Below are 21,496 nucleotides of genomic sequence, written 5' to 3'. Positions count from 1 at the left end.
TCTATAAGTTTTTATAAATGATATATATATGTATGTTTTTTAAAAAATATTATGATTTTGTATATCATAATTTCACATAATTTTATGAATAAATTTCTTAACATTTTAGGTTATTTATTGAGAATAATGCTTTAAATTCGACCAATAATATTGTTTTAAGAAAATCAAATGAAAGCGTTTTTAGCTAAATTTTTTGCAAAGTATATTGTAAATAAAGAACAAAAATGGATAAATAATCCTTTAGAGTTTCAAGATAAGATTCTAAATGAATTAATTACTTCTGCACAAAACACAAAGTTTGGTAAAAATCATCAGTTTGATAAAATTAAATCTTATACTGATTTTAAGCAATATGTTCCAGTTAGAGATTATGAAGCATTGAAAGATTACTTTGAGGATGTTGTAAAAGGTGAATCTGATATTTTGTGGCCAGGTAGACCAATTTATTTAGCAAAAACTTCTGGAACAACTTCTGGAACAAAATATATTCCTTTAACAAAAGAGTCTATACCGACACATATTAACTCAGCAAGAAATGCATTATTATTCTATATTCACGAAACAAATAATTCAAATTTTGTGAATGGAAAAATGATTTTTCTACAAGGAAGTCCAATTCTAGAAGATAAAAATAATTTAAAAGTAGGTAGGTTATCAGGTATTAGTGCACATTTTGTGCCTAATTATTTACAAAAAAATAGACTTCCATCTTATGAAACAAATATTATAGAAGATTGGGAAACTAAAGTTAATGAAATAGTACAAGAAACTGTAAAGGCTGATATGACTTTAATTTCTGGTATTCCTCCTTGGTTAATTATGTATTTTGAACGATTAATTAAAGTTTCCGGAAAAGAAAATATAGCTTCAATTTTTAAAAATTTACAATTAATGGTAACAGGAGGTGTAAATTATGAACCATATAAAGATAAAATTAATCAGCTCATAGGTAAAAATATTGACTGCATACAAACTTATCCTGCTTCTGAAGGTTTTATAGCTTATCAAAATACTCAAGAATCAGATGATCTATTATTGCTATTGAATAATGGAATTTTTTATGAATTTATTCCTGTTGATGAATTTTTTAATGACAATTCAACAAGAATATCTTTAAAAGATGTTGATATTAATAAAGATTATGTAATTATACTTAATACAAATGCAGGTCTTTGGGGTTATAATATTGGAGATACTGTTCGATTTACTTCTCTAAATCCATATAAAATTCTAGTTTCAGGACGAATAAAGCATTATACTTCAGCATTTGGAGAGCATGTAATAGGACATGAAGTGGAACAAGCTTTACAAAAAACAGTAGAAATTTATCCTGCAAATATTATAGAATTTACAGTTGCTCCACAAGTTAATCCAAAAGATGGATTGCCTTATCACGAATGGTTTATAGAATTTGATTCTAAACCTGAAAATTTTGCTGCTTTTAGTATAGAGCTAGATAAGCAAATGAGAAATCAAAATACTTATTATAATGATTTAATCTCAGGAAATATTCTTCGACCTTTGGTTGTTTCTACTATCAAAAAAGGAGGTTTTCAGGATTATATGAAATCTATAGGTAAGTTAGGGGGGCAAAATAAAGTTCCTAGATTATCAAATGATAGAAAAATAGCTGATATATTTTATCAACTTAATTTAATTATAGAATAATTTAATTTTTTTTAAAATGATTTACAAAACGGTAAAAAGTTCAGTTATTACTTTTTCACAATTAATGTTGCCATCACATTCTAATTTTAGTGGTAAAATACACGGAGGATTTATTCTTTCTTTGTTAGATCAAATTGCATTTGCTTGTGCTTCTAAATATTCAGGGAAATATTGTGTTACAGCTTCTGTAGATCGAGTAGATTTTCTATGTCCAGTAGAAGTAGGAGAGCTTTTGACCTTAAAAGCTACAGTAAATTATGTTGGTCGAACTTCAATTGTAGTAGGAATACGTGTAGAAAGTCAAAATATACAAACTGGAGAAGTTAAACATTGTAATTCATCATATTTTACAATGATCTGTAAAGAGGAAAACGGAGAAAAATCAGAGGCTCCTAAATTAATATTAAAAAATACAAATGAAGTAAGAAGGTTCTATAAAGCTTTGCATAGAATAGAAGAGCATAGGAAATTAAAAGGACATATGAAAGAACCAATTGACTACAAATCAAAAGATTTAATTGATTATTTATTGGAGAATCATCCTGTTAAAATAGAAATAGAAAAATAAATTAATAATTATAAAAATATTTAGCCCGATCTGTTAAAAGATTGGGCTTTTTTTATGATAAAAATTATTTTTTTATAAATTTATTTAGAATAATTAAAAATAAATGAAAACTTAAATATATATTTGCCACTATTAAACATTAGACTAATTAAAAATAAGGTTTAATAAATTAATACATGAACACATGAAGAGATATTTTATTCTATTAAGTTGTTTATCTGGATTACAAGTTTTTTCACAAACAAATGATTCAATAAATAAAAATGAATTAATAGAACTAGATCAAACAGTTATTTCGGGGCAATATAATAATCAGTCAGTTAAAAAATCTATTTACGAAGTAAAAGTAATTACAAGAGAAATAATTGATAGACAAGCAGGAAACACACTTGCAGATGTTTTGAATCAAACATTGAATATGAATATTATTCCTAACTCATCTACAGGAAAATCAACAGTTCGTATGTTTGGATTAGATGGTCAATATTTCAAAATATTAGTTGATAATATTCCTTTGGTAAACGACGAAGGGCTTGGAAACAATACAGATTTAACACAAATAAATCTTGATGATATTCAGCAGGTAGAAATCGTGGAAGGAGCAATGGGAGTTGAATATGGAGCAAACTCAATAGCAGGTGTAATTAATATAATTACAAAAAAGGGAGGAAAAAATCTTTATGATATTTTAGCTGTAGTACAAGAAGAAACTGTAAATAACGAGTACAATTGGAAGAATAAAGGAAAACATATACAATCTCTGAAAATCGGACATAAATTTTCAGATAAAATCTACGGTAATTTAAGTTTTTCACGTAATGATTTTCAGGGATTTTTTAATGATAAACAAGGAAAGAATTATGCTTTTAGTGATAAATTAAGAGGTTATGATTGGATTCCTAAATTACAAAATTCAGCAAAAGCATTAGTTCAATACAAAGATGAAAATTTTAGATTGTTCTATAAGTTTGAATATTTTAATGAAGAAACAAAGTACTATAATCCTGAGGTAAAATTGAATCATCAACCTCAAACAGATACAGATAATCCTACAAGTGATGATAGGAGATATACAACAGATAGAATTTATAATCATTTAAATGCATCAGGAAGATTCAAAAACGCAATAAATTATGATATTTCGCTTTCATACCAAGAGCAAAAGCGTAAATTAAAATCATATACTTATGAAATTTTGACTGGTAATGAGAATGATATTAAAAAATATGATTATGAAAGTAGAAAGGTATATTACTCTAAAGGTATGTTTAGTAACTTCATTAATAAAAATGATTATTTTGATTTTCAATTCGGTTATGAGATAGATCAAACTAAAGGTTATGCATCACCAATTTCAATGGAATATAATGCTGATCCAAATAAACCAGTTGAAAGAAGAATAGGAACTTATGATGTTTTTGCTTCATCAGAAATTTCTTTAAATGATAAAATTTCCTTTCGTCCAGGAGCTCGAATTATGTTCTCAGAACAATTTAATACTCAGTATGTGATGAGTTTTAGTGCAAAGTATTCATTTGCAAAAAATTGGGAGCTTCGTGGTATTTTAGGAACTTCACCTAGATTACCTAATTATGATGAAATGTATTCATATATGGTTGATGTGAATCATGATATACGAGGAAATGAAAATTTGAATCCTGAAAAAGGAATTTCTGGATTTTTACATCTTAAGAATAGTTTAAATATAAATTCAATAACGTCATTTGAACAAAAATTATCTATTTGGAAAATTGATTTAAAAGATAAAATTGAACTTGTTCCAATTGCAGGAGATGGTTTACGTTACCTATATGAGAATATAGACAATTATAAAGTTCAGGGAATTACTTATCTTAATCAATACTCATTTGGTAATTTCTTTGCTGGAATTGGAGCTACTATTACTGGTATTAAACAATCAATTGATCAAACAAATGTAGTAGAGAAAGAGGATAATAAATATTTTTATACAGTACAAGCAAATGCTAGTATTTCTTATAAATTCTCAAAATCAAATACAATTGTTTCTGCTTTTTATAAATACAACGGAGAAGAACAACGATATGTTTTAAAAACAAATCCTGATAATACGAAAGAACAATTTCTAGAAAAAGGTAAACAACAAGGATTTAGTTGGTTAGATGCTTCTGTAAGACAATCATTTTTTAAAAATAAATTTGATGTAACTCTAGGAGCTAGAAATTTATTTGATGTAAAAAATCTTAGAAATACTACAAGTTCAGATGGAGCGCATACAGCTGCTGCAACGAGTATAATGTACGGCTATGGACGTTCATATTTTGTAAAACTATCATTCAACTTAGGAATCAATTAAACAAAGGAATAATGAAATTATATACATTAATAATCGTTTTATTTACTTCTTTTATTCTTTTATCGTGTAATGATGATAATAGTCCAGAAGGATTAGATTTTGTTGCTGCATTTAATAATGTAAGTATCGATTTTAGTAAAATAACATCTGAACAAAATATAGAATTTAAATTTTCTAAAACAGCAGAAAGTGATGGCCAAATATATATTAGAATAAAATCAGAAAATGCAAATTATGATACTGATTTTTCAACATTTCCTAGTGCAGTTAATAATGAATTAGTAATTCCTTTTAAAAAAGGACAAAATTCTACTAGTTTCCTATTCAGGAATTTAATTTATCCTTTTGATCGCTCAGATAAAAAAATTGAATTTGAAATTACTAAAGTTGATTATCCAGGTGGAGCTGTTATACAAGGTTATACTTCTCTTGTAATATCTTTTGATGTTTCTATTGGAGGTACAATGGCTCCTGAAATTGGAGGTCCCAATGAACCATATCAAGTTTATGTTGATTTAAGTAAAGATGAACAAGTTAAAGTTAAGAGAGATAGCTGGGATTTAGGATTTTATAATGGAACTTATCCTAGAGTAGTTATAAATGGATCTATTTATATGGCCACAAAAGCTTTAGATGAAACGGACTTATCTAAAGTAACAAGATTATCAGTTAGAACCTTTTTAAATACTGTAAGAGTTGGAACTTTTGAAGATTCAAATAAAGATTATGTCGACTATCCTGATGGTGATATTCTTAAAACAGCTATTACTGAGATAAAAGACAATGATGATGATAATCCAGTTTATTTATTAAACTTAGGATATACAGTAGGAACAACTATTCCTGCAGCTGGATCTGTTGCTGTTGCTGGAACAGAGAGAGGATGGAAGAAAATTAAATTTTTAAAAAGAGGAGAAGATTATTTAATTCAATATGCAGATTTGGATGAAACCACTTTTCATGAGAAAAGAATAGTAAAAAATTCAACTCATAATTTTGTTTTCTTTAGTTTCAATACAAATGATGAAGTTAGTGTAGAACCGGAAAAATTAAAATGGGATTTGAATTTTACAGTTTTTACTAATCTTATTACAGGAAGTGGCTCTTATGGTTATACAGACTTTGTAGTTAACAATTTAAAAGCTGGAGTAAAAGCTTATAGAGTAAATGTAGAGAATGATATTACTTACGAAAAATTTGATGCTAGTATGATTGATGAATCAAAATTTTCTAATGATCAACGTGCTATTGGTGACTCTTGGCGTCAAGTTACATCTCCTCAAACATTATATGCAGATCGTTTTTATATATTGAAAGACGGTGAAGGTAATTATTACAAAATAAGAATGCTTGCTTTTCTTAATGATTCGGGTGTTAGAGGATATCCAAGATTTGAATATAAATTAATTAAATAAATACATATGAATAAAAAATTTACTTCTTTTGTGGCAGCTATATTAATTGCTACAACAATCAATGCTCAAGAACTTATAAAGGCAGAAGCAGCTATGGGAACAGGTTATGCAAATGATGTATATTTTAAATTAGAAGATAAAACAGCAATTACTTCTACTAGAGATTGGGATATATCATTTTATAGAAAATCTGAATTTAAAACAGGAATTAGAGTAAATGATACTAAAATTTCAAAAGTTTATGAGGTATCAGATAATTTTGATGACTGGGATAATGTAACTATTGATGGATTATCAACTTTACCAACTTTATATAATAGTGATACTGTTTGGGAAGAAGGAGCATTTAATCAAGCTTCTGCACAATCTGGTTGGGGAAATTATAATTCAATTTCTCATGTGGTAGAAGGTAAAATAATTTTTATACTAGAATATACAGCTGGTGGATATGTTAAGTTCAAAATAAATAGCTTAAAAATAGGAACATATGATTTTACATATTCTAAATATGTAAATGGGGCTTGGGGCGAAGATAAAACATTCTCTTTATCTAAAGATTCTTCTTTAAATAGAATATTTAATTATTTCAATATTACAACGGATTCTGTTGTAACTCCTGAACCTGAAAGTTCTCAGTGGGATCTTAAATTCACTCAATATACTACTGATTACCCTATGGGAAATGAATATGTAAAATATTTAGTGACAGGTCCTTTACAATCAGATAATATATTGGTAGCTGAAATAGAAGGAGATAACAATCCTAAAAATGCTACAGAATATAAATCAGATATAAATACAATAGGTTATGATTGGAAAAAATTAAATGGATTTAGTTATATTTTAAGAGATGTTAGTTATTTTGTAAAAAACATTTCATCAAATAAAATTTATAAACTAGAATTTAATGCAATTCCTTCTAGTTCAGTAGGAACATTAAGTTTTGAGTATAAAGATGTAACAGCTTCTTTAGCTACAAATGATATAGAAAAAACTAAATTTGGTATTTATACAGATGTTAATCAACCAAAGACAATTAGTATTATTTATAATTCACAAGAAGCATCATCATCTAATATAGCTGTTGCTATTTATTCAATCAATGGTCAATTGGTTCATCAAGAAAATTATAAACCTACGGGTTCATTTACAAATAAATCGATTAATTTATCACGATTATCTGCTGGAGTTTATATTGTAAAACTTCAATCAGGAGGTAAGACTGAATCGAAAAAAGTCGTTTTACGTTAAAGTTTCTAAGTTAACTTTATTTTGTCTCTTTGTGTAGGTTGCCCAACAAATTGTTGGGCAACCATTTTTTTATTTTAATTCTGGATTAATATCTAAAATATTTTCTTTACGGTATTTATTGATAAATTCATCTGTGAAATTTTCACTTCCCATCAATTTATTGTCTTGTAATACTTTTTTAATATCAAGTTTTTCATAAGCTTCTAACATTGGTTTAGAAATAGGTTTATAACTAAAATGCCAAGGTTCATATTTAAAGCCTTTTCTTTTGGCATCATTAGTATAAACTAAATAAAAACCATATTTCGATGCATTCTCATCAAGCCAAAGCTTAAATTGGTGCATAGATCCACCTTCATTAAAATGTTTCTCATTTAATGGATCAGCTGGTACTCCACGTGTACCATCAATAATATCCATGTCTGTTCCCCAATGGTGGCGAGAAGTTCCAGGAATAGTAGAATATTCAATAATTCTCTCAACACTTTGTAAAGAAGACATTTTTTTTGCCTTATTTGCTTTGTATTTACGTTCCCATATACCATTTTGATAACCAAATGTTCTATAGCTAGAAACAACGTGAATATTAAACCCTGCTTTTTTAGCTTCAGCTTTCATTAACTCAAACTGTTTAGCAACTTCTGGAAGTAATTTATATTCTTTTCCAACAATGGTAGGATTTCCTTTACCTATAAGTTCTGCTGTGGTAAATGTAGGAGGAGTAACATTCTCAATGCTATCATTTACATTTTCGTTTTCATTATTTTTATCATTGCTACCAAATACACAACTTGTATTTAACATAAAAAAAGGAATAGCTATGTATGTATAATTAATTATTTTTTTAATGTTCATAGTTTCATATTTTATTCGACCCAATCTTTAACAATCATTGCATTTGCAGCTGTTTCATAAAAAAGAATAGCTAATAATTGTAAAAATTCAGCGTGATTTAATTTACCTTTTACAACATCATCAATAGGCGTTTCGTAATATTCTTCAATGATATTTGTGATTAAAGCTTTAAAATCATTCTTAGAAATAGATTTATCTTTTATTTCTTTCAATAAATAATTATCAGAAATTAAAAAATCTGGTCTAGTTCTAGCTATTGGTGATTTTCTAATTTCTAAAGCATTATGTACAGTTTGAGAAATTAAAACTCCACGATCTCCTTCTTCAAATTCCCATTCTTTTCTAACTTTTCTAGGGTTTGGTTCATAAAAAACATGATTATGAAAAGCATGAATGTGTTTTGCTATATCAGTATTTGTATGTAAATATAAAAATTGTAGAATAGAGCTAAATAAATGATTAGCATTCAGATTATTTGGATAATACACATATAGTAATGGATAATGGAATAGAGTAGAGTATAATGGAGAAAAACTATCTATAATATTTAAATTTAAAAGATTAATTCCTTCAAAATCTATTTTTTGATTGGTTTGATAATAATTTATTCCAGCTAAATAGATTTCTTGATAACTTAATTCAAACCCATTTAAATATTCACCTATTTTACTAAAAAAGTAAGTATTTAATTTTTGATTCGTAATTAATTTATAGTCTGAATTTTTAAATAAATCTAAAAATTCTTGATCTATATCTGTAATCAATTCTTGATTGATTATTTTCTCGAAATCAAAATCTTTTTTTCTTATTGTATTAACATACACTTCATTATAAGTGTAGATTATTTCTTTTATTGGTTGTGTATCTAATTCTTCAATAGAGTTGTAAATATTTGTTGGTGTAGCATATAAAGAAAATAAACGTTGAAATTCTTGATGAATTTTTTGTTCTTCAGTAAACATATTCATCAATTGATTTGTGTTAGCTGATATAATACTTTCTCCAAGGAAAAATATAATTCCAGCTTTTAAATTTTCATCAAAACCACATCTTTCTAAAGTTGCATCAAAATATTTTTTAAATGGGTTTTCTATTAATTGGTTCATTTTCGTAGTCTTTATTCTAAATTATAAAAAGTAAAAGTATTGATTTTTTATTGTTAGAGAGGAAAAAAAACGAGCTGTTTTTCGTAATTAGCTGTTTTTAAGAGAAATTAAAATTATTTTAAGATCAATTCTTATTTTTTGTTATAAAAGTTAATTTTATTGTTAATGTTTTGATTATCAAAATATTATTTATAAATTAACTATACATTTAAAAATCTAAAAAAATAGAATTATGAAAAATTTCACTGGTACAATAGATGATTTTATTAATGAGCATGATCATGTTATTAATAAATTAATTTTAGAAAAAATTAGTCAACAAGAAATTATAGAAGAGGAAATTTCTGATATAGATTATAGAAATCAGAAATTGGTTGATATAAAAAATAATATGAAAGATTTTTTCTTTCAAGAATTTGGAGATTGGGAAATTGCATTAGATTTAGAATCTTTTAAAAATAGTTTTGATTATCATTTTCAATTAGTAAATGATGAAGTAGAAGAATATTTAAATTAAAGAAAGGTTTTGTATTATTTTTTCATAAAATCTTCCTCTAACAAATCTTCTAATGGACTTTGTGTTATTGATTTTGGTAAACTTCTAAAAGCAAAGTTTCTTATAGCTATTAAAAATTTATTTTCAATCTGGGCAACTTTTCCAGCTAAGCGAGAAGTATCAATAATGTAATGTGTGCGTTTTAATCGGCGTTGATTATAACCTTCAAAAGCGGATAAAATATCAGTATCTTTTTTGACTAATTCATCAAACAAAACGCATACATCTTCTATAGCCATACAAGCTCCTTGTCCCATGTTAGGAGTTGTTGCATGTGCAGCATCACCAATCAATAAAACACGATTAAATACATAATTATTGATAGGTTTTATATCCATTATTGGTGTTGTTATTATTTTTTCTGGATTTGTTTTTTGTAAAACATTTCTTATTTGACCAGAATAATCTTTAAAATGTTTCTGTATATCGTCAAGTTTGTAATTGTATACAGATGAATTTAAAGGTGTATTAACACAAGCATACCAATATATTTTATTATTAATAAGCGGAGTTAATCCAAATCTACCATTTGCTCCCCATGTTTCTATACTTTTTTTAGATTCATAGGATTTATCTTCTACAATAGAACGCCAACAAATGTAACCCGCATAACGTGGGGTAGAATGTTTTAATAATTGTTGTCTTATTACAGAATTTATTCCATCTGCTGAAATTAAAAAATCTCCTTCTATTGAAGAACCATCAGTAAAATGTAGAACTACTTTTTCATAGCTCTGTTCGAAAAAAGTTACTTTTTTATTCGTTTTTATTTTTGTAGGATTAATTTTAGAAACTAAGAATTCGTGTAAATCTGCACGATGAACAGCAAAGTTTTCATTATTATAATTATTAATTAATCGTTCTGTATCTGCCTTTAAAATTGTTTTACCTTTCCAATCTTGTATCTCAAAATCTTTCAGCATATGCCCAAGAGGAACAACTTCTTCAGATAATCCAAGTATTTCAAAAGCTTTCATAGCATTTGACGCAAGACCAAATCCTGCTCCAATTCCGCGAACTTTTTCTGATGATTCAAATAATTCGAAATCATAATTCAAATCTTGTAAAACTTTAGCTAATGTTAATCCAGCTATTCCTGCACCAGCTATCAAAAATTTTTTAGGCATACATCCAAATAAAGTATAAATTTAATTCTTTAAAGTAAATTTTCTATTATTTCGAAGGTTTTTTATAAAATGACAACTTTAAATCTATTTAGTTTTATATTTTACAATGAATTTATAAAAACACTGTATTATTCTTCGACAAGCTCAGAATGACAATTGATGTGTTTAAAATATAATCTATTTATTTTCTAAAAATGCGTTAGGGATAGAAGTGTAAATCCTTTTTTCTTAGAAAAAGATTGCAGCGGATAGCCCGCCAGAAGGGAACGCCCAAAAATAAAAAAAGCGTGATACAATTATCACGCTTTTCCTGTGTTATATGTTCAGCAAATTATGCTTCTTCATTAAAATATTTGTAGAAATAAGGAATAGTTTCAATTCCTTTGTAGAAATTGAATAAACCATAGTTTTCGTTAGGAGAGTGGATAACATCAGAGTTTAATCCGAATCCCATTAAAACAGATTTCGTTCCTAATTCTTCTTCGAAAAGTGCAACGATAGGAATAGAACCTCCGCCACGTTCTGCTAATGCTTCTTTCTCAAAAGTTTTTGCTAATGCTTTTTTAGCTGCTTGGAAACCTTTGTGGTTTGTAGGTAAAATATAAGGCTTACCTCCGTGATGTGGTTTTATTTTTACCTCTACAGAATCTGGAGCCAACGTTGGGAAATAATCTACAAATTGTTGTGTTACAATATCAGGATTTTGCCCAGGAACCAAACGCATAGAAATTTTTGCGTAAGCATGAGAAGGAATTACAGTTTTTGCACCTTCACCAGTGTAACCTCCCCAAATACCGTTAACATCTAACGTAGGACGGATAGAAGCACGTTCTATAGTAGAAAAACCTTCTTCTCCTTGTATATTCGCAATTCCGATAGATTTTTTGTACTCATCTAAATCGAAAGGAATTTTAGCTAAATCAGCTTTTTCATCCTCGTTTAATTCTAAGATTGTATCATAAAATCCAGGAATAGTAATATGACCTTTTTCGTTGATTAATTTTCCAATCATTGTTGCAAGAACATTAATTGGGTTTGGAACAGCACCTCCGTAAACACCAGAGTGCATATCTCTATTAGCACCTTTAACTTCAACTTCTACATAAGATAAACCACGTAATCCTACAGAAATAGAAGGTTGCTCATTAGAAACCATTGAAGTATCAGAAATTAAAATAACATCGTTTTTTAATTTCTCTTTATTGTTTTTAACGAAATTTACTAAAGACGGAGAACCAACTTCTTCTTCTCCCTCAATCATAAATTTTACGTTACAAGGTAATTCGTTTGTTTTGTTTAAAGCCTCAAATGCTTTTACATGCATAAACATTTGACCTTTGTCATCAGCAGCACCACGAGCAAAAATTGCTCCATCTGGATGGATATCTGTTTTTTTGATAACTGGCTCATATGGACCAGATTCCCATAATTCTAATGGATCTGCAGGTTGTACATCATAATGTCCGTAAACTAATACAGTTGGTTTAGACTCATCTACTATTTTTTCTCCATAGACAACAGGAAAACCTTCTGTTTCGCATACTTCTACATTATCTGCACCAGCATCTTTAAGATATTTAGCAACTAATTCGGCTGCATCGTTTACATCTTGTACATACGCTGGATCTGCACTAACCGATGGTATTTTAAGTAATTCGATTAATTCATCAAGAAAGCGTTGTTTATTTTCTTGTATAAATTGTTGTGTATTGTTCATTTTAAAATGTTATCAATAAGAGGTAAATTTAACTATTATTTTTCTTGTTTTCCCATAGTTTCGTGTAAAAATTTAATTTCTGTTCAGCTAACACAGCTCTTATCACTTATTAATAATTCTTTTTTTGTTTTGGGCAAACCCTTTGAGACCCGCTTTTCATTACAATCTTTGCTCATCGCAAAGGATTTCCATTACAATCGGTTTTGCGGGAAAGATAATTTACTTTAATTTTATTAAAAACACATTTATGAAGATAAAATTTTTCTTCTTTTCATTTTTATTGTTACTGTTTTCTTGTAGTTACGAAAGTTTAGGAAAACGAGAAAAAAATATATGGATAGGAGCATATTTGGACGAAGCAGGTAAATATCCAAATAATATGATTTATAATTCAGATTCAATTTTTACATACAAACAGAATATTATAAAGAAGAAAATAGAAGATAAATCAAAATTTGCAATTATAAATGATTCAATTTCCAAATTTTCTATTAATGTGGGTTTAGATACGATTAATCTCTTTTATAAAAAAGCAAGAAACACAAATTTCAAATTTAGTTTTAAAGACCTTATTATAAGTGGTTGGGAAACTAGGGAAAAAGAAGAAGATGAATCTTTAGAGAAATTAAAAAAATATATTTTTAATAAAGATTCAACGCTTATCATTCAAACAAATTATATTTATAATAATAAGATTCTTTATTCCGAAGTAGAAAATTACAATTATAGATTTATAGCTATAGATAAAACATATATTTTACAGATTTATTCGGACAATAATTTTTCTTATTTTGCTCAAATAATTCAAAAAAGTAAAAAAACATTTACAATAGAGCTTTTAAATTATATAAGACCAAAACAAATTCAATTTTCGCAAACAGATAAGAATATTCCAACGATAGAAAATAAATTTAATTTATGTTTCGAGTATTTTATTTTTGAATATTTTAATAATTATAGAGGAACAAAATTTAAAGGAGGGTTAAAAGAGATAAAGAAAATATTTGCAGATGAATATAATTATTCTACAAATAAAGAAAAACAGAATGGCTATATAAGAATTCGATTTATTGTAAATTGTGATGGAAAAATGGGACATTTTAGTGTAATGGAACTTAATGATAATTATTTACCATATTCTTTTGATTCTGGAATAGTTTTATCGTTATTTAAAATAACAACAACTGATTTGAAAGATGGATGGATACCTGGAACGTCAGATAACAATCCTTCTCAGAAGTATGATAATTACAAACATTTAACCTTTAAAATTAAAGAGGGAAAAATAATAGATATTTTACCATGAAAAAGAACGTCTGTTTTATAATTGTTTTATTTTTTATTTTGTCTTGCTCTAATCATTCTAAATATAAAAAAGAATTAAAGTCTTCTGATTATTATTTTAACCTTGGTAAAAAATATGGAGAGATAAATCAGGGAAATGAAATGGAATTAATCTATTATGATAGTGCTATTCTTGCTAATCCCAATGTAGCTAAAATTTGGTGGGAAAAATCTACGTGGCAAGTAAAAATAGGAAATTATAAAAAATATTTTGAATATATGGATAAAGCTGTAGAGTTAGATCCAGATGTATATATAGGCTGGAGAGGAGTTGTAAAAATGTATTATTTACATGATTTTGATGGAGCTTTAAAAGATTTTTTTGCTCTTCAAAAACTTCATCCAAAAACAAAAAATCTTGCTGCAAGGGGAGAAGATTTAAATTATCTGATAGGGAATGCATATTGGCAAAAGAAAGATTTTCCTAAAGCAGTAGAATATTTTAATAAAAATATAAAAGAAAATGGAGAAAAATCTGTAGATGTTTATAATTTTATTTATTTAGGAATATGTTACTATGAAATGGGTAATAATTCATTGGCAGAGATGCAATTTAATAAAGCACTAAGTTTATCAAAAGAAATAGTTGATGCACATTATTATTTAGCTAAAATTTATTCAGTAGAAAAAAAGCAAAAATTAGCAGAAAAGCATATAAATAAAGCAATTTATTATGCCAACGATGGATACTTGAAAATAGATGGTTATAGAGATGTTTTAGGTCAAATTTATCATTCGGATTTAATAAGTCTAAAAGATTCAATAGTTAATGCTAATTAAAAAGAGGAAATAAATGTTCCAGATATTAGAAATAAAACCTTTGTATATTTGCAAAAATATTAAAGAATGATTTTATATAATACTACATTTATAGTAGAGGAAAAGATACATGATGATTGGTTTGATTGGTTAAAAAATGATCATATCAATGATTATTTAAAATCTTCTTGTTTCTTAGGTGCTCGTTTAGGAAAAATAACGTCACATATAGAACCAGGAGCCGTTTCTTATTCTTTGCAATTATTTGTGAATGATCAATTGACCTTGGATACTTTTAAAGATAATTTCTTAACAGATATTCAACAAAAAAGTTTGCAAAAATTTGGAACAAATGTATTGTCTTTTGCAAGTGAAATGGAGCATATAGGAGATTTTAACTTGTAATAAATTTTAATCAAACAAAAACTCATAAATAGAAAAGCATCACAATTGTGATGCTTTTCTATTTATGTTAGATTTAATATTAAAAATAAACTTCCACTTGCAATTATTACCCATAAAATAATTGCTATTAGTAAAGGTTTGTAGCCAATATTTTTAATCATATTAAATGATAAACTTGTTCCTATTAAAAATAAAGTCAAAGTCAATGCTGATTTTGAAAACATTATTATAATAGGGCTTATCTCATGAATTATAGGTAAATAGGTATTTAGACATATAGCAATAAGAAATAAACCAATAAACCAAGGGATACTAATTTTTTTATTAGAATTTTTAAAAAATAAAAGAGTAATAAAAGAGAGAGGTATTATCCATAATGCTCTTGCTAATTTTACTGTTGTAGCAATTTGTAATGCTTCTTCTCCATATTTACTAGATGCTCCTACAACAGAACTTGTATCATGTATAGCAATAGCACACCATAAACCAAATTCATGCTGTGACATATGAAATAAATGCCCTAATGGAGGAAATATTAATAATGCGATAGAATTTAGTGTGAATACAACAGCCAAAGCAACAGATATTTGACTGTCTTTTGCTTTAGTGATAGGAGATAAAGCAGCAATTGCACTTCCTCCACATATTGCAGTTCCTGCAGCTATTAAATATCCTGTAATTCGATCTATTTTAAATACTTTTGTAAGTATAAAACCTAAAATCATCACACAAGAAATACTTATAATTGTAAATGAAATACCTTCTTTACCAACATGTATTGCAGTAAAAACATTCATCCCAAATCCTAAACCTACAACGGCTACTTTTAATAATAAATTAGATGCTTTTTTAGATAGTTTTTCGTACGGGTTTCCGAATAATTGAGCTATAAGAATTCCAATAATTAATGCAATTGGTGATGATATAAATGGCATTAAACAAAGAATAGTAAAAAAAATAAAAATTACTTTTTGATAATTTATAATATTTATATAATTGTTTTGGTTTGTTATTTTTTTCATTTTTATATTCATTATTTACAAAACAAATTTCCTGTAAATTGAATTTATATAGAAATGAAAAAAAGTAATCTGATATAACTAAAAGTTATAACGCTTAGAGAAATCAATAAACAAATTAACTAGTTTTGATTGTTCTCCTTCTTGAATAATAAAATTAAAATCTCTTTTTATTTCAAAATTCTTAATATCTACAATTTTTAATGATTGATGATTAAGTTCATTTAAAATAGAGTGAACTGATAAAAATGCGAATGAATCGGAAAATAAAAGATAGGATTTTATACTTTCTGTGCTTTCTAATTGTATTTCTATATTTAATTCATTTAGCTTGATTTGATGATTTTTAAAAGCTAAATCTATTGTTTCTAAAGTTCCAGAGCCTGGTTCACGAACAACTAAAGGGATATTTTTTAGTTGTTCTAACTTTAAAAAATTTTTAAGAGAATTTGAATGGCCATTTCTTGTTGTTAAAACGATTTCATCCTTCATTAATGGAACATAGTGAAAGGTTCTATTTTTAATTCGACCTTCTATCAAACCTAAATCAATTTTATTTTGCATTAATAATTCTTCAATTTTTTCTGAGTTTTTAGTAGTTAAACTAATTCTAATATCAGGGAATCTTTTTCTGAAACTAGCCAAAATAGGAGGTAAGACATATTGTGCAATAGTTGTACTTGCTCCGATTTTTAAATGACCATTGTGTAAATTTTTTAACTCTCCAATATCAAATTCAATTTTTTCATAAATAGAAAATATTTGATTGGTATAACTTAATAATATTTCTCCAGCTTTGGTTAATTTTATCTTTGTTCCATTACGTTCAAACAACTTAATGTTTAAATTTAATTCAATTTCTTTAATATGTTTTGTAACAGCAGGTTGAGTTATATTTAATTCATTGGATGCCTTTGTGAAATTTAATCTTTTAGCAACCGTATCAAAAACTTTTAATCTAAAATCGAACATATAAAATTTATATTTTAGTCAATAATTAAATGTTATCTAAAGATAATATTTTTGTGTTACACTAAAATAATTTATCTATTAATGACGTTTTACTTAATAAGTTTATTACTTTTATTCAAGTTAAAATATATTATGAAATATTTATTTTTTATCCTTTCTAGTCTAAGTTTTGCACAAACTTATCAAGTTGTAAACGAAGAAAAACCAGATGTTAGTTATAGAGGATTAGCATTTCAAGATGCTAAGACAATTGTAGTTTCAGGTTCTAAAAATACAATAGGAAAATCGATAGATGCAGGTAAAACATTTACTTGGATAAATCCTAAAATTGTAGAAGGACGAGACTTTAGAGATATAGAAGTTCTAGGTAAAGATAATTATTTAGTTATGGGGATTGATTCTCCTGCGTATATTTTACAAACCAAAGATGGTGGTAAAAATTGGGAGAAGGTTTATGAAAATAAAGAAAAAGGTGTTTTTCTTGATGCAATGTATTTAGATACAAAAACAGGAAAAATAACAGTTGTAGGAGATCCTATGTCTCCAGATAAACCTTTTGTATTAACTTCTTCTATTTCTAATACCAAAGATTGGAAAGTAACAACTAATTTTCATGGTCAACCATTTCGATTAAAAAATCCAAAAGAGGCATTTTTTGCATCAAGTGGGAGCAATTTATATGTAGACAATAATCAAATGTTATTAGTGACAGGAGGTGTTTTATCTAATTTATATTATTATACACCAAAAGGAGGGCAATTATATGCATTAGAAAAAACTAAATCTACAACTTCAGGAATAAATGGATTAGCCTATAATCCAACTTTAAATATAGGTTATCTTGTAGGTGGTGATTATACAAAACCAGAAGACTCTAAATACAATTTATACAAATTTAAAATAGTTTCAGGGAAAATAACTTTTCAAGACTCTTGGTCATATCCAGAAGGATATAAATCAGGCGTTACGATTATAGATAAAGATAAAGTTATGGTTTGTGGCTACAAAGGGGTTGATTATTCAACAGATGGTGGTCATAATTGGAAAAATATAACAAAAGATAGTTATAATACTTGTATTGTTTCACCAGATAAAAAATATGTTATTTTAGTAGGGAATAAAGGTAAAATAGGAAAGGTTATTTTATAATTTTTGTTTTTAATATTTCGAAAGTCTATTTTTATAGAATGGAATTACCTACACTAAAATTTAATAAGTCTGAATGTGGAGTTGATTTTTTACTGAATGTATTATCATGTAAAGATATTAAACAAAGTTATTTTACATCAGATTTTTCTAATACAGATTTTTTTGAAGTACTCTTTTTTAAAAAAGGAAAAGGTTATTTATTTTTAAATCATGAAAAAATAGAAATTAAAGATAATTCTATTGTTTTTATTTCTCCACTTCAAAAAAGAAAATGGCAATTAGATATTAATTATATTCAGTTTGATTTATTAATATTTCAAGAAGATTTTTTAAATGATTTTTTTTCAGATAAACTTTTTACATATCGTTTACTTTATTTTTACCAACTAGAATTTCCTTTAATAATGGATGTTTCTCATCAAAAATTAGAAAAATACCATTACTTATTAATTGAAATGAAATCCGAATTAAATAAAACAAAAATAGATAGTGTTCATATTATTCGATCTTTAATTTATTATTTACTTCAAAAATTAAATAGGGAATATGCAAGTGCAAATAATCTTATTTTAAGTGAAAAACAATCAAATTATGCCTTTACTTTTAAAAAACTTATCGAAATACATATAGAAGATAAACAAAGAGTGAATGATTATCTTCAGTTATTAAAAATAAGTCGAATTTCATTGAATAAATCTGTAAAAAAACAATTTAATATAACTCCAACAGAATTATTAAAAAAACGATTATTAATTCAAATAAAAGATTACTTGATTTATACTGATTTATCCGTTCAGGAAATCTCTCAAAAACTAAACTTTTCAGAGTCAAATCATTTAATGAGATTCTTTAAAAAACTAACAGGTATTACAATTTCAGAATTTGTATTTCGTTATCAAAATGGTCTGATTAAATAGATTTTTGGTAGTTATTCATTTTTTATTGAGAATTAATTTTGCTTTATTAAAAACAAATTCTATGAGTAATAAAGCATTAATTGTTATTGATATTCAAAATGACTATTTTGAATATGGAGCTATTCCACTACACAAACCAATAGAGGCAAGTTTAAATGCCGCTAAAATTATTAATGATTTTAGAGTAAAGAAATTACCTATTGCACATATACAACATATTTCTAGTAATCCTGAATTAATGCCAATTTTTATAGATGGTACAAATGGTGTCGAAATTCATGATAATGTAAAACCATTAGATAATGAAAAGGTTATTAAAAAATTCTATCCAAACAGTTTCAGAGAAACAGATTTATTAAATTATTTGAAATCCAATAATATAGATGAAGTTGTAATTGTTGGTATGATGACACATATGTGTATAGATGCTACAACTAGAGCAGCTTTCGATTTTGGATACAAATGTACAGTTATAGCAGACGCTTGTGCTTCAAAAGATTTAGAAATTAATGGAAATATTGTAAAGGCAAATGATGTCCATAATGCATTTCTTTCTGCACTAGCATTTTTTTATGCAAAAATTGATAATACAGTTCAATTTTTAGAAAATTAAAATAATAAGCGAACTGGATAATTATTATCCAGTTCGTTTTCTTACAATCAAATAGATAACTTATTTTATCTTTGCAGAAAATTAAAATAATTGTTTATTCATTTACGATACAGTTTATCTAAAAAATCTATTTATTTAATCACACTTTTAGTTAGTCTTATAACTTTAGTTGCACTTATTGTTTTAAGTTTTCTACTTACAAAAGAAAGCATAAAAAACAATGAAGAATTTGCACGCAAAAGTTTTTTTAGTAAATATGATGCTATTTATTTTGAATTTGATAAAATGTCAAATTACAAAAAAGTTATTCAGAATGTTGTAAATAAATCGAATAAAGATAACTATAGAGAGCATTTAGGTGTTTTAAATGATTTGAATAGTCAAAATGATTTAAAATTATATAATTGGGCTTTTTTAAATACTTCAGATAAAAATAGTTTTGATTCGTTAAAATTATATTCTAATGCGATTGACAGAGAAATTAGCACATCTGATAATTTTTTTCATAACAAATTAGGTAAACAAAATAATAGCATAATAATTAGATATAAAGGAAATAATTATTGGACGCATTATTTCTTCAAAAAAACGTCTAACTTATATTATGGTTATACATTTAATTTGAATGATTTGCATGATTATTTTGTAAATATAAATGAGAATACATTTAATTATGCTTTTGTTTTTGATAATAAAGGCTATTGTATCACTCACCCAGATGAAAAGTTTATAGGTAAAAATATTTTTGATTTCACAACAATAACTCCAAATGATACCATAACTAGTAATTTAAAATCTGGTTATACAGAAAATAAAGCTATTTCAGAATACTTGACAGAAACAGAAATTACCCGATTTATAAAACCAATGAAAGTAAACGATTTTGATGGTTATGTAGTTGTAGGTCATTTAAATTTTCTGATAGAAGAAAGTGTTTTTCCTACAAAACTATATGTTGCGATAATTTTCTTAACCACAATAATATTAATTAGCTTCATATTTTTACTTTTTAATTTAATAACTAGAAAAGCTTACCAAGAAAATGAAATTGTTATTAAGGATAAAAACAGGCTTTTAATTGAAAATGAAGAAGTTATAAAAGAAAATGCTTTAAATCAATTAAAACAACTAAAAAATCAAATTAATCCACATTTTTTATTTAATTCTCTTAATACATTATATATGATAATTGGATTAGATTCTAAAAAAGCACAACGTTTTACAATGAATTTATCCAAAATTTATAGATATCTTATTGTTCCTCCAAAAGAGAATATTGTTTCTGTAGAGAAAGAATTAGATTTTATAAGTCAATATATGGAATTACAAAAAAATCGTTTTCACGAAGAATTAATTTTCAATTTAGAAATTAAAGATCAAAAAAGTTTGTTAAAATTTATTCCTTATTTAGCTTTGCAATTAGTTGTAGAAAATTGTATAAAACATAATATTGCGACAATAGAAAATCCTTTAACCATAAATATAAGATTAGAAACTGATTATTTAATCGTTAATAATACTTATCAATTGAAAGATACTTTTGAAGAAAATGCTCATTTTGGTCTTGATTATTTAAAAAAAATGTATGATTTTTATAATACTAAATCTTTTAAAACTGAAATCAAAAATGGCTTATTTATCTGTGTACTTCCATTAATTAAATAATAAAATAACCATTCACTCTTAAAAAAAAGCTATTCACTCTATAAAAATTTGTTAA

General features: G+C 26.2%; 19 protein-coding genes. 13 read left to right on the top strand and 6 right to left on the bottom strand.

The window, feature by feature from the left end; genetic code table 11:
• The first annotated feature begins 168 nt into the window (after positions 1–168).
• From RT575_RS02480 to RT575_RS02460, 5 genes are all read left to right on the top strand, one after another.
• Positions 169–1,668 (top strand): GH3 auxin-responsive promoter family protein, encoded by a 1,500-nt coding sequence (locus RT575_RS02480; protein ID WP_313578537.1) that lies wholly within the window; start codon positions 169–171, stop codon positions 1,666–1,668.
• A gap of 16 nt (positions 1,669–1,684) precedes the next feature.
• Complete coding sequence (locus tag RT575_RS02475; RefSeq protein ID WP_313578535.1) at positions 1,685–2,236, top strand: acyl-CoA thioesterase; 552 nt, start codon at positions 1,685–1,687, stop codon at positions 2,234–2,236.
• Positions 2,237–2,420: 184 nt separating this feature from the next.
• Positions 2,421–4,571, top strand: coding sequence for a TonB-dependent receptor domain-containing protein (locus tag RT575_RS02470; RefSeq protein WP_313578533.1), 2,151 nt, complete (start codon positions 2,421–2,423; stop codon positions 4,569–4,571).
• A gap of 11 nt (positions 4,572–4,582) precedes the next feature.
• Entirely contained in the window at positions 4,583–5,986 is a 1,404-nt protein-coding gene (locus tag RT575_RS02465) for an HmuY family protein (protein WP_313578531.1), read from the top strand.
• 6 nt (positions 5,987–5,992) lie between these two features.
• Positions 5,993–7,237, top strand: a complete 1,245-nt coding sequence (locus RT575_RS02460) for a T9SS type A sorting domain-containing protein (RefSeq protein WP_313578530.1) — start codon at positions 5,993–5,995, stop codon at positions 7,235–7,237.
• A gap of 69 nt (positions 7,238–7,306) precedes the next feature.
• Here the strand turns inward: RT575_RS02460 and RT575_RS02455 are convergent, their stop codons facing one another.
• Both RT575_RS02455 and RT575_RS02450 read right to left on the bottom strand, forming a co-directional pair.
• Positions 7,307–8,092, bottom strand: a complete 786-nt coding sequence (locus RT575_RS02455) for a M15 family metallopeptidase (RefSeq protein ID WP_313578528.1) — start codon at positions 8,090–8,092, stop codon at positions 7,307–7,309.
• Between the two features lie 11 nt (positions 8,093–8,103).
• The gene (locus RT575_RS02450; protein WP_313578526.1) at positions 8,104–9,198 is read right to left on the bottom strand and encodes a hypothetical protein; all 1,095 of its coding nucleotides are present in this window, start codon (positions 9,196–9,198) and stop codon (positions 8,104–8,106) included.
• 232 nt (positions 9,199–9,430) lie between these two features.
• On the opposite strand from RT575_RS02450, the gene RT575_RS02445 reads away from it, so the two are divergent.
• Complete coding sequence (locus tag RT575_RS02445) at positions 9,431–9,715, top strand: hypothetical protein (RefSeq protein WP_313384135.1); 285 nt, start codon at positions 9,431–9,433, stop codon at positions 9,713–9,715.
• Between the two features lie 14 nt (positions 9,716–9,729).
• Here RT575_RS02445 and RT575_RS02440 read toward each other — a convergent pair whose 3' ends face one another.
• Together RT575_RS02440 and RT575_RS02435 are read right to left on the bottom strand one after the other, a co-directional pair.
• Complete coding sequence (locus RT575_RS02440; RefSeq protein WP_313578524.1) at positions 9,730–10,881, bottom strand: FAD-dependent monooxygenase; 1,152 nt, start codon at positions 10,879–10,881, stop codon at positions 9,730–9,732.
• A 331-nt stretch (positions 10,882–11,212) separates the two neighbouring features.
• Positions 11,213–12,598, bottom strand: coding sequence for a dipeptidase (locus RT575_RS02435; protein WP_313578522.1), 1,386 nt, complete (start codon positions 12,596–12,598; stop codon positions 11,213–11,215).
• A gap of 247 nt (positions 12,599–12,845) precedes the next feature.
• Between RT575_RS02435 and RT575_RS02430 the strand changes: the two genes are divergently transcribed.
• The 3 genes from RT575_RS02430 (at position 12,846) to RT575_RS02420 (ending at position 15,106) form a co-directional block, all read left to right on the top strand.
• Positions 12,846–13,904, top strand: a complete 1,059-nt coding sequence (locus tag RT575_RS02430) for a hypothetical protein (RefSeq protein ID WP_313578520.1) — start codon at positions 12,846–12,848, stop codon at positions 13,902–13,904.
• Positions 13,901–14,722 carry a hypothetical protein gene (locus tag RT575_RS02425; protein ID WP_313376617.1) on the top strand — a complete coding sequence of 274 codons (822 nt, stop codon included), beginning with the start codon at positions 13,901–13,903 and terminating at the stop codon, positions 14,720–14,722. Before RT575_RS02430 ends, RT575_RS02425 begins: the two co-directional genes overlap by 4 nt.
• A gap of 66 nt (positions 14,723–14,788) precedes the next feature.
• On the top strand, positions 14,789–15,106 hold the full coding sequence (locus RT575_RS02420; RefSeq protein ID WP_313376618.1) for a DUF4286 family protein: 318 nt from the start codon (positions 14,789–14,791) through the stop codon (positions 15,104–15,106).
• Between the two features lie 62 nt (positions 15,107–15,168).
• Here the strand turns inward: RT575_RS02420 and RT575_RS02415 are convergent, their stop codons facing one another.
• The gene (locus RT575_RS02415) at positions 15,169–16,128 is read right to left on the bottom strand and encodes a YeiH family protein (protein WP_313578518.1); all 960 of its coding nucleotides are present in this window, start codon (positions 16,126–16,128) and stop codon (positions 15,169–15,171) included.
• A 78-nt stretch (positions 16,129–16,206) separates the two neighbouring features.
• The gene (locus RT575_RS02410) at positions 16,207–17,097 is read right to left on the bottom strand and encodes a LysR family transcriptional regulator (RefSeq protein WP_313578516.1); all 891 of its coding nucleotides are present in this window, start codon (positions 17,095–17,097) and stop codon (positions 16,207–16,209) included.
• 132 nt (positions 17,098–17,229) lie between these two features.
• Between RT575_RS02410 and RT575_RS02405 the strand changes: the two genes are divergently transcribed.
• The 4 genes from RT575_RS02405 (at position 17,230) to RT575_RS02390 (ending at position 21,441) form a co-directional block, all read left to right on the top strand.
• A complete protein-coding gene (locus tag RT575_RS02405; protein ID WP_313578514.1) occupies positions 17,230–18,246 on the top strand; it encodes a hypothetical protein in 1,017 nt (338 codons plus the stop codon).
• Between the two features lie 38 nt (positions 18,247–18,284).
• Entirely contained in the window at positions 18,285–19,163 is an 879-nt protein-coding gene (locus RT575_RS02400; protein WP_313578512.1) for an AraC family transcriptional regulator, read from the top strand.
• 61 nt (positions 19,164–19,224) lie between these two features.
• The gene (locus tag RT575_RS02395; protein ID WP_313578510.1) at positions 19,225–19,776 is read left to right on the top strand and encodes a cysteine hydrolase family protein; all 552 of its coding nucleotides are present in this window, start codon (positions 19,225–19,227) and stop codon (positions 19,774–19,776) included.
• Positions 19,777–19,866: 90 nt separating this feature from the next.
• Positions 19,867–21,441, top strand: coding sequence for a histidine kinase (locus tag RT575_RS02390; RefSeq protein ID WP_313578508.1), 1,575 nt, complete (start codon positions 19,867–19,869; stop codon positions 21,439–21,441).
• Positions 21,442–21,496: the final 55 nt, after the last annotated feature.

This window comes from Chishuiella sp. (assembly GCF_032109125.1).
In the GTDB taxonomy this organism is placed as follows: Bacteria; Bacteroidota; Bacteroidia; order Flavobacteriales; family Weeksellaceae; genus Empedobacter.
Note: the sequence above shows the minus strand (reverse complement) of the source record. Positions and strands in the feature narration are given on the sequence as shown.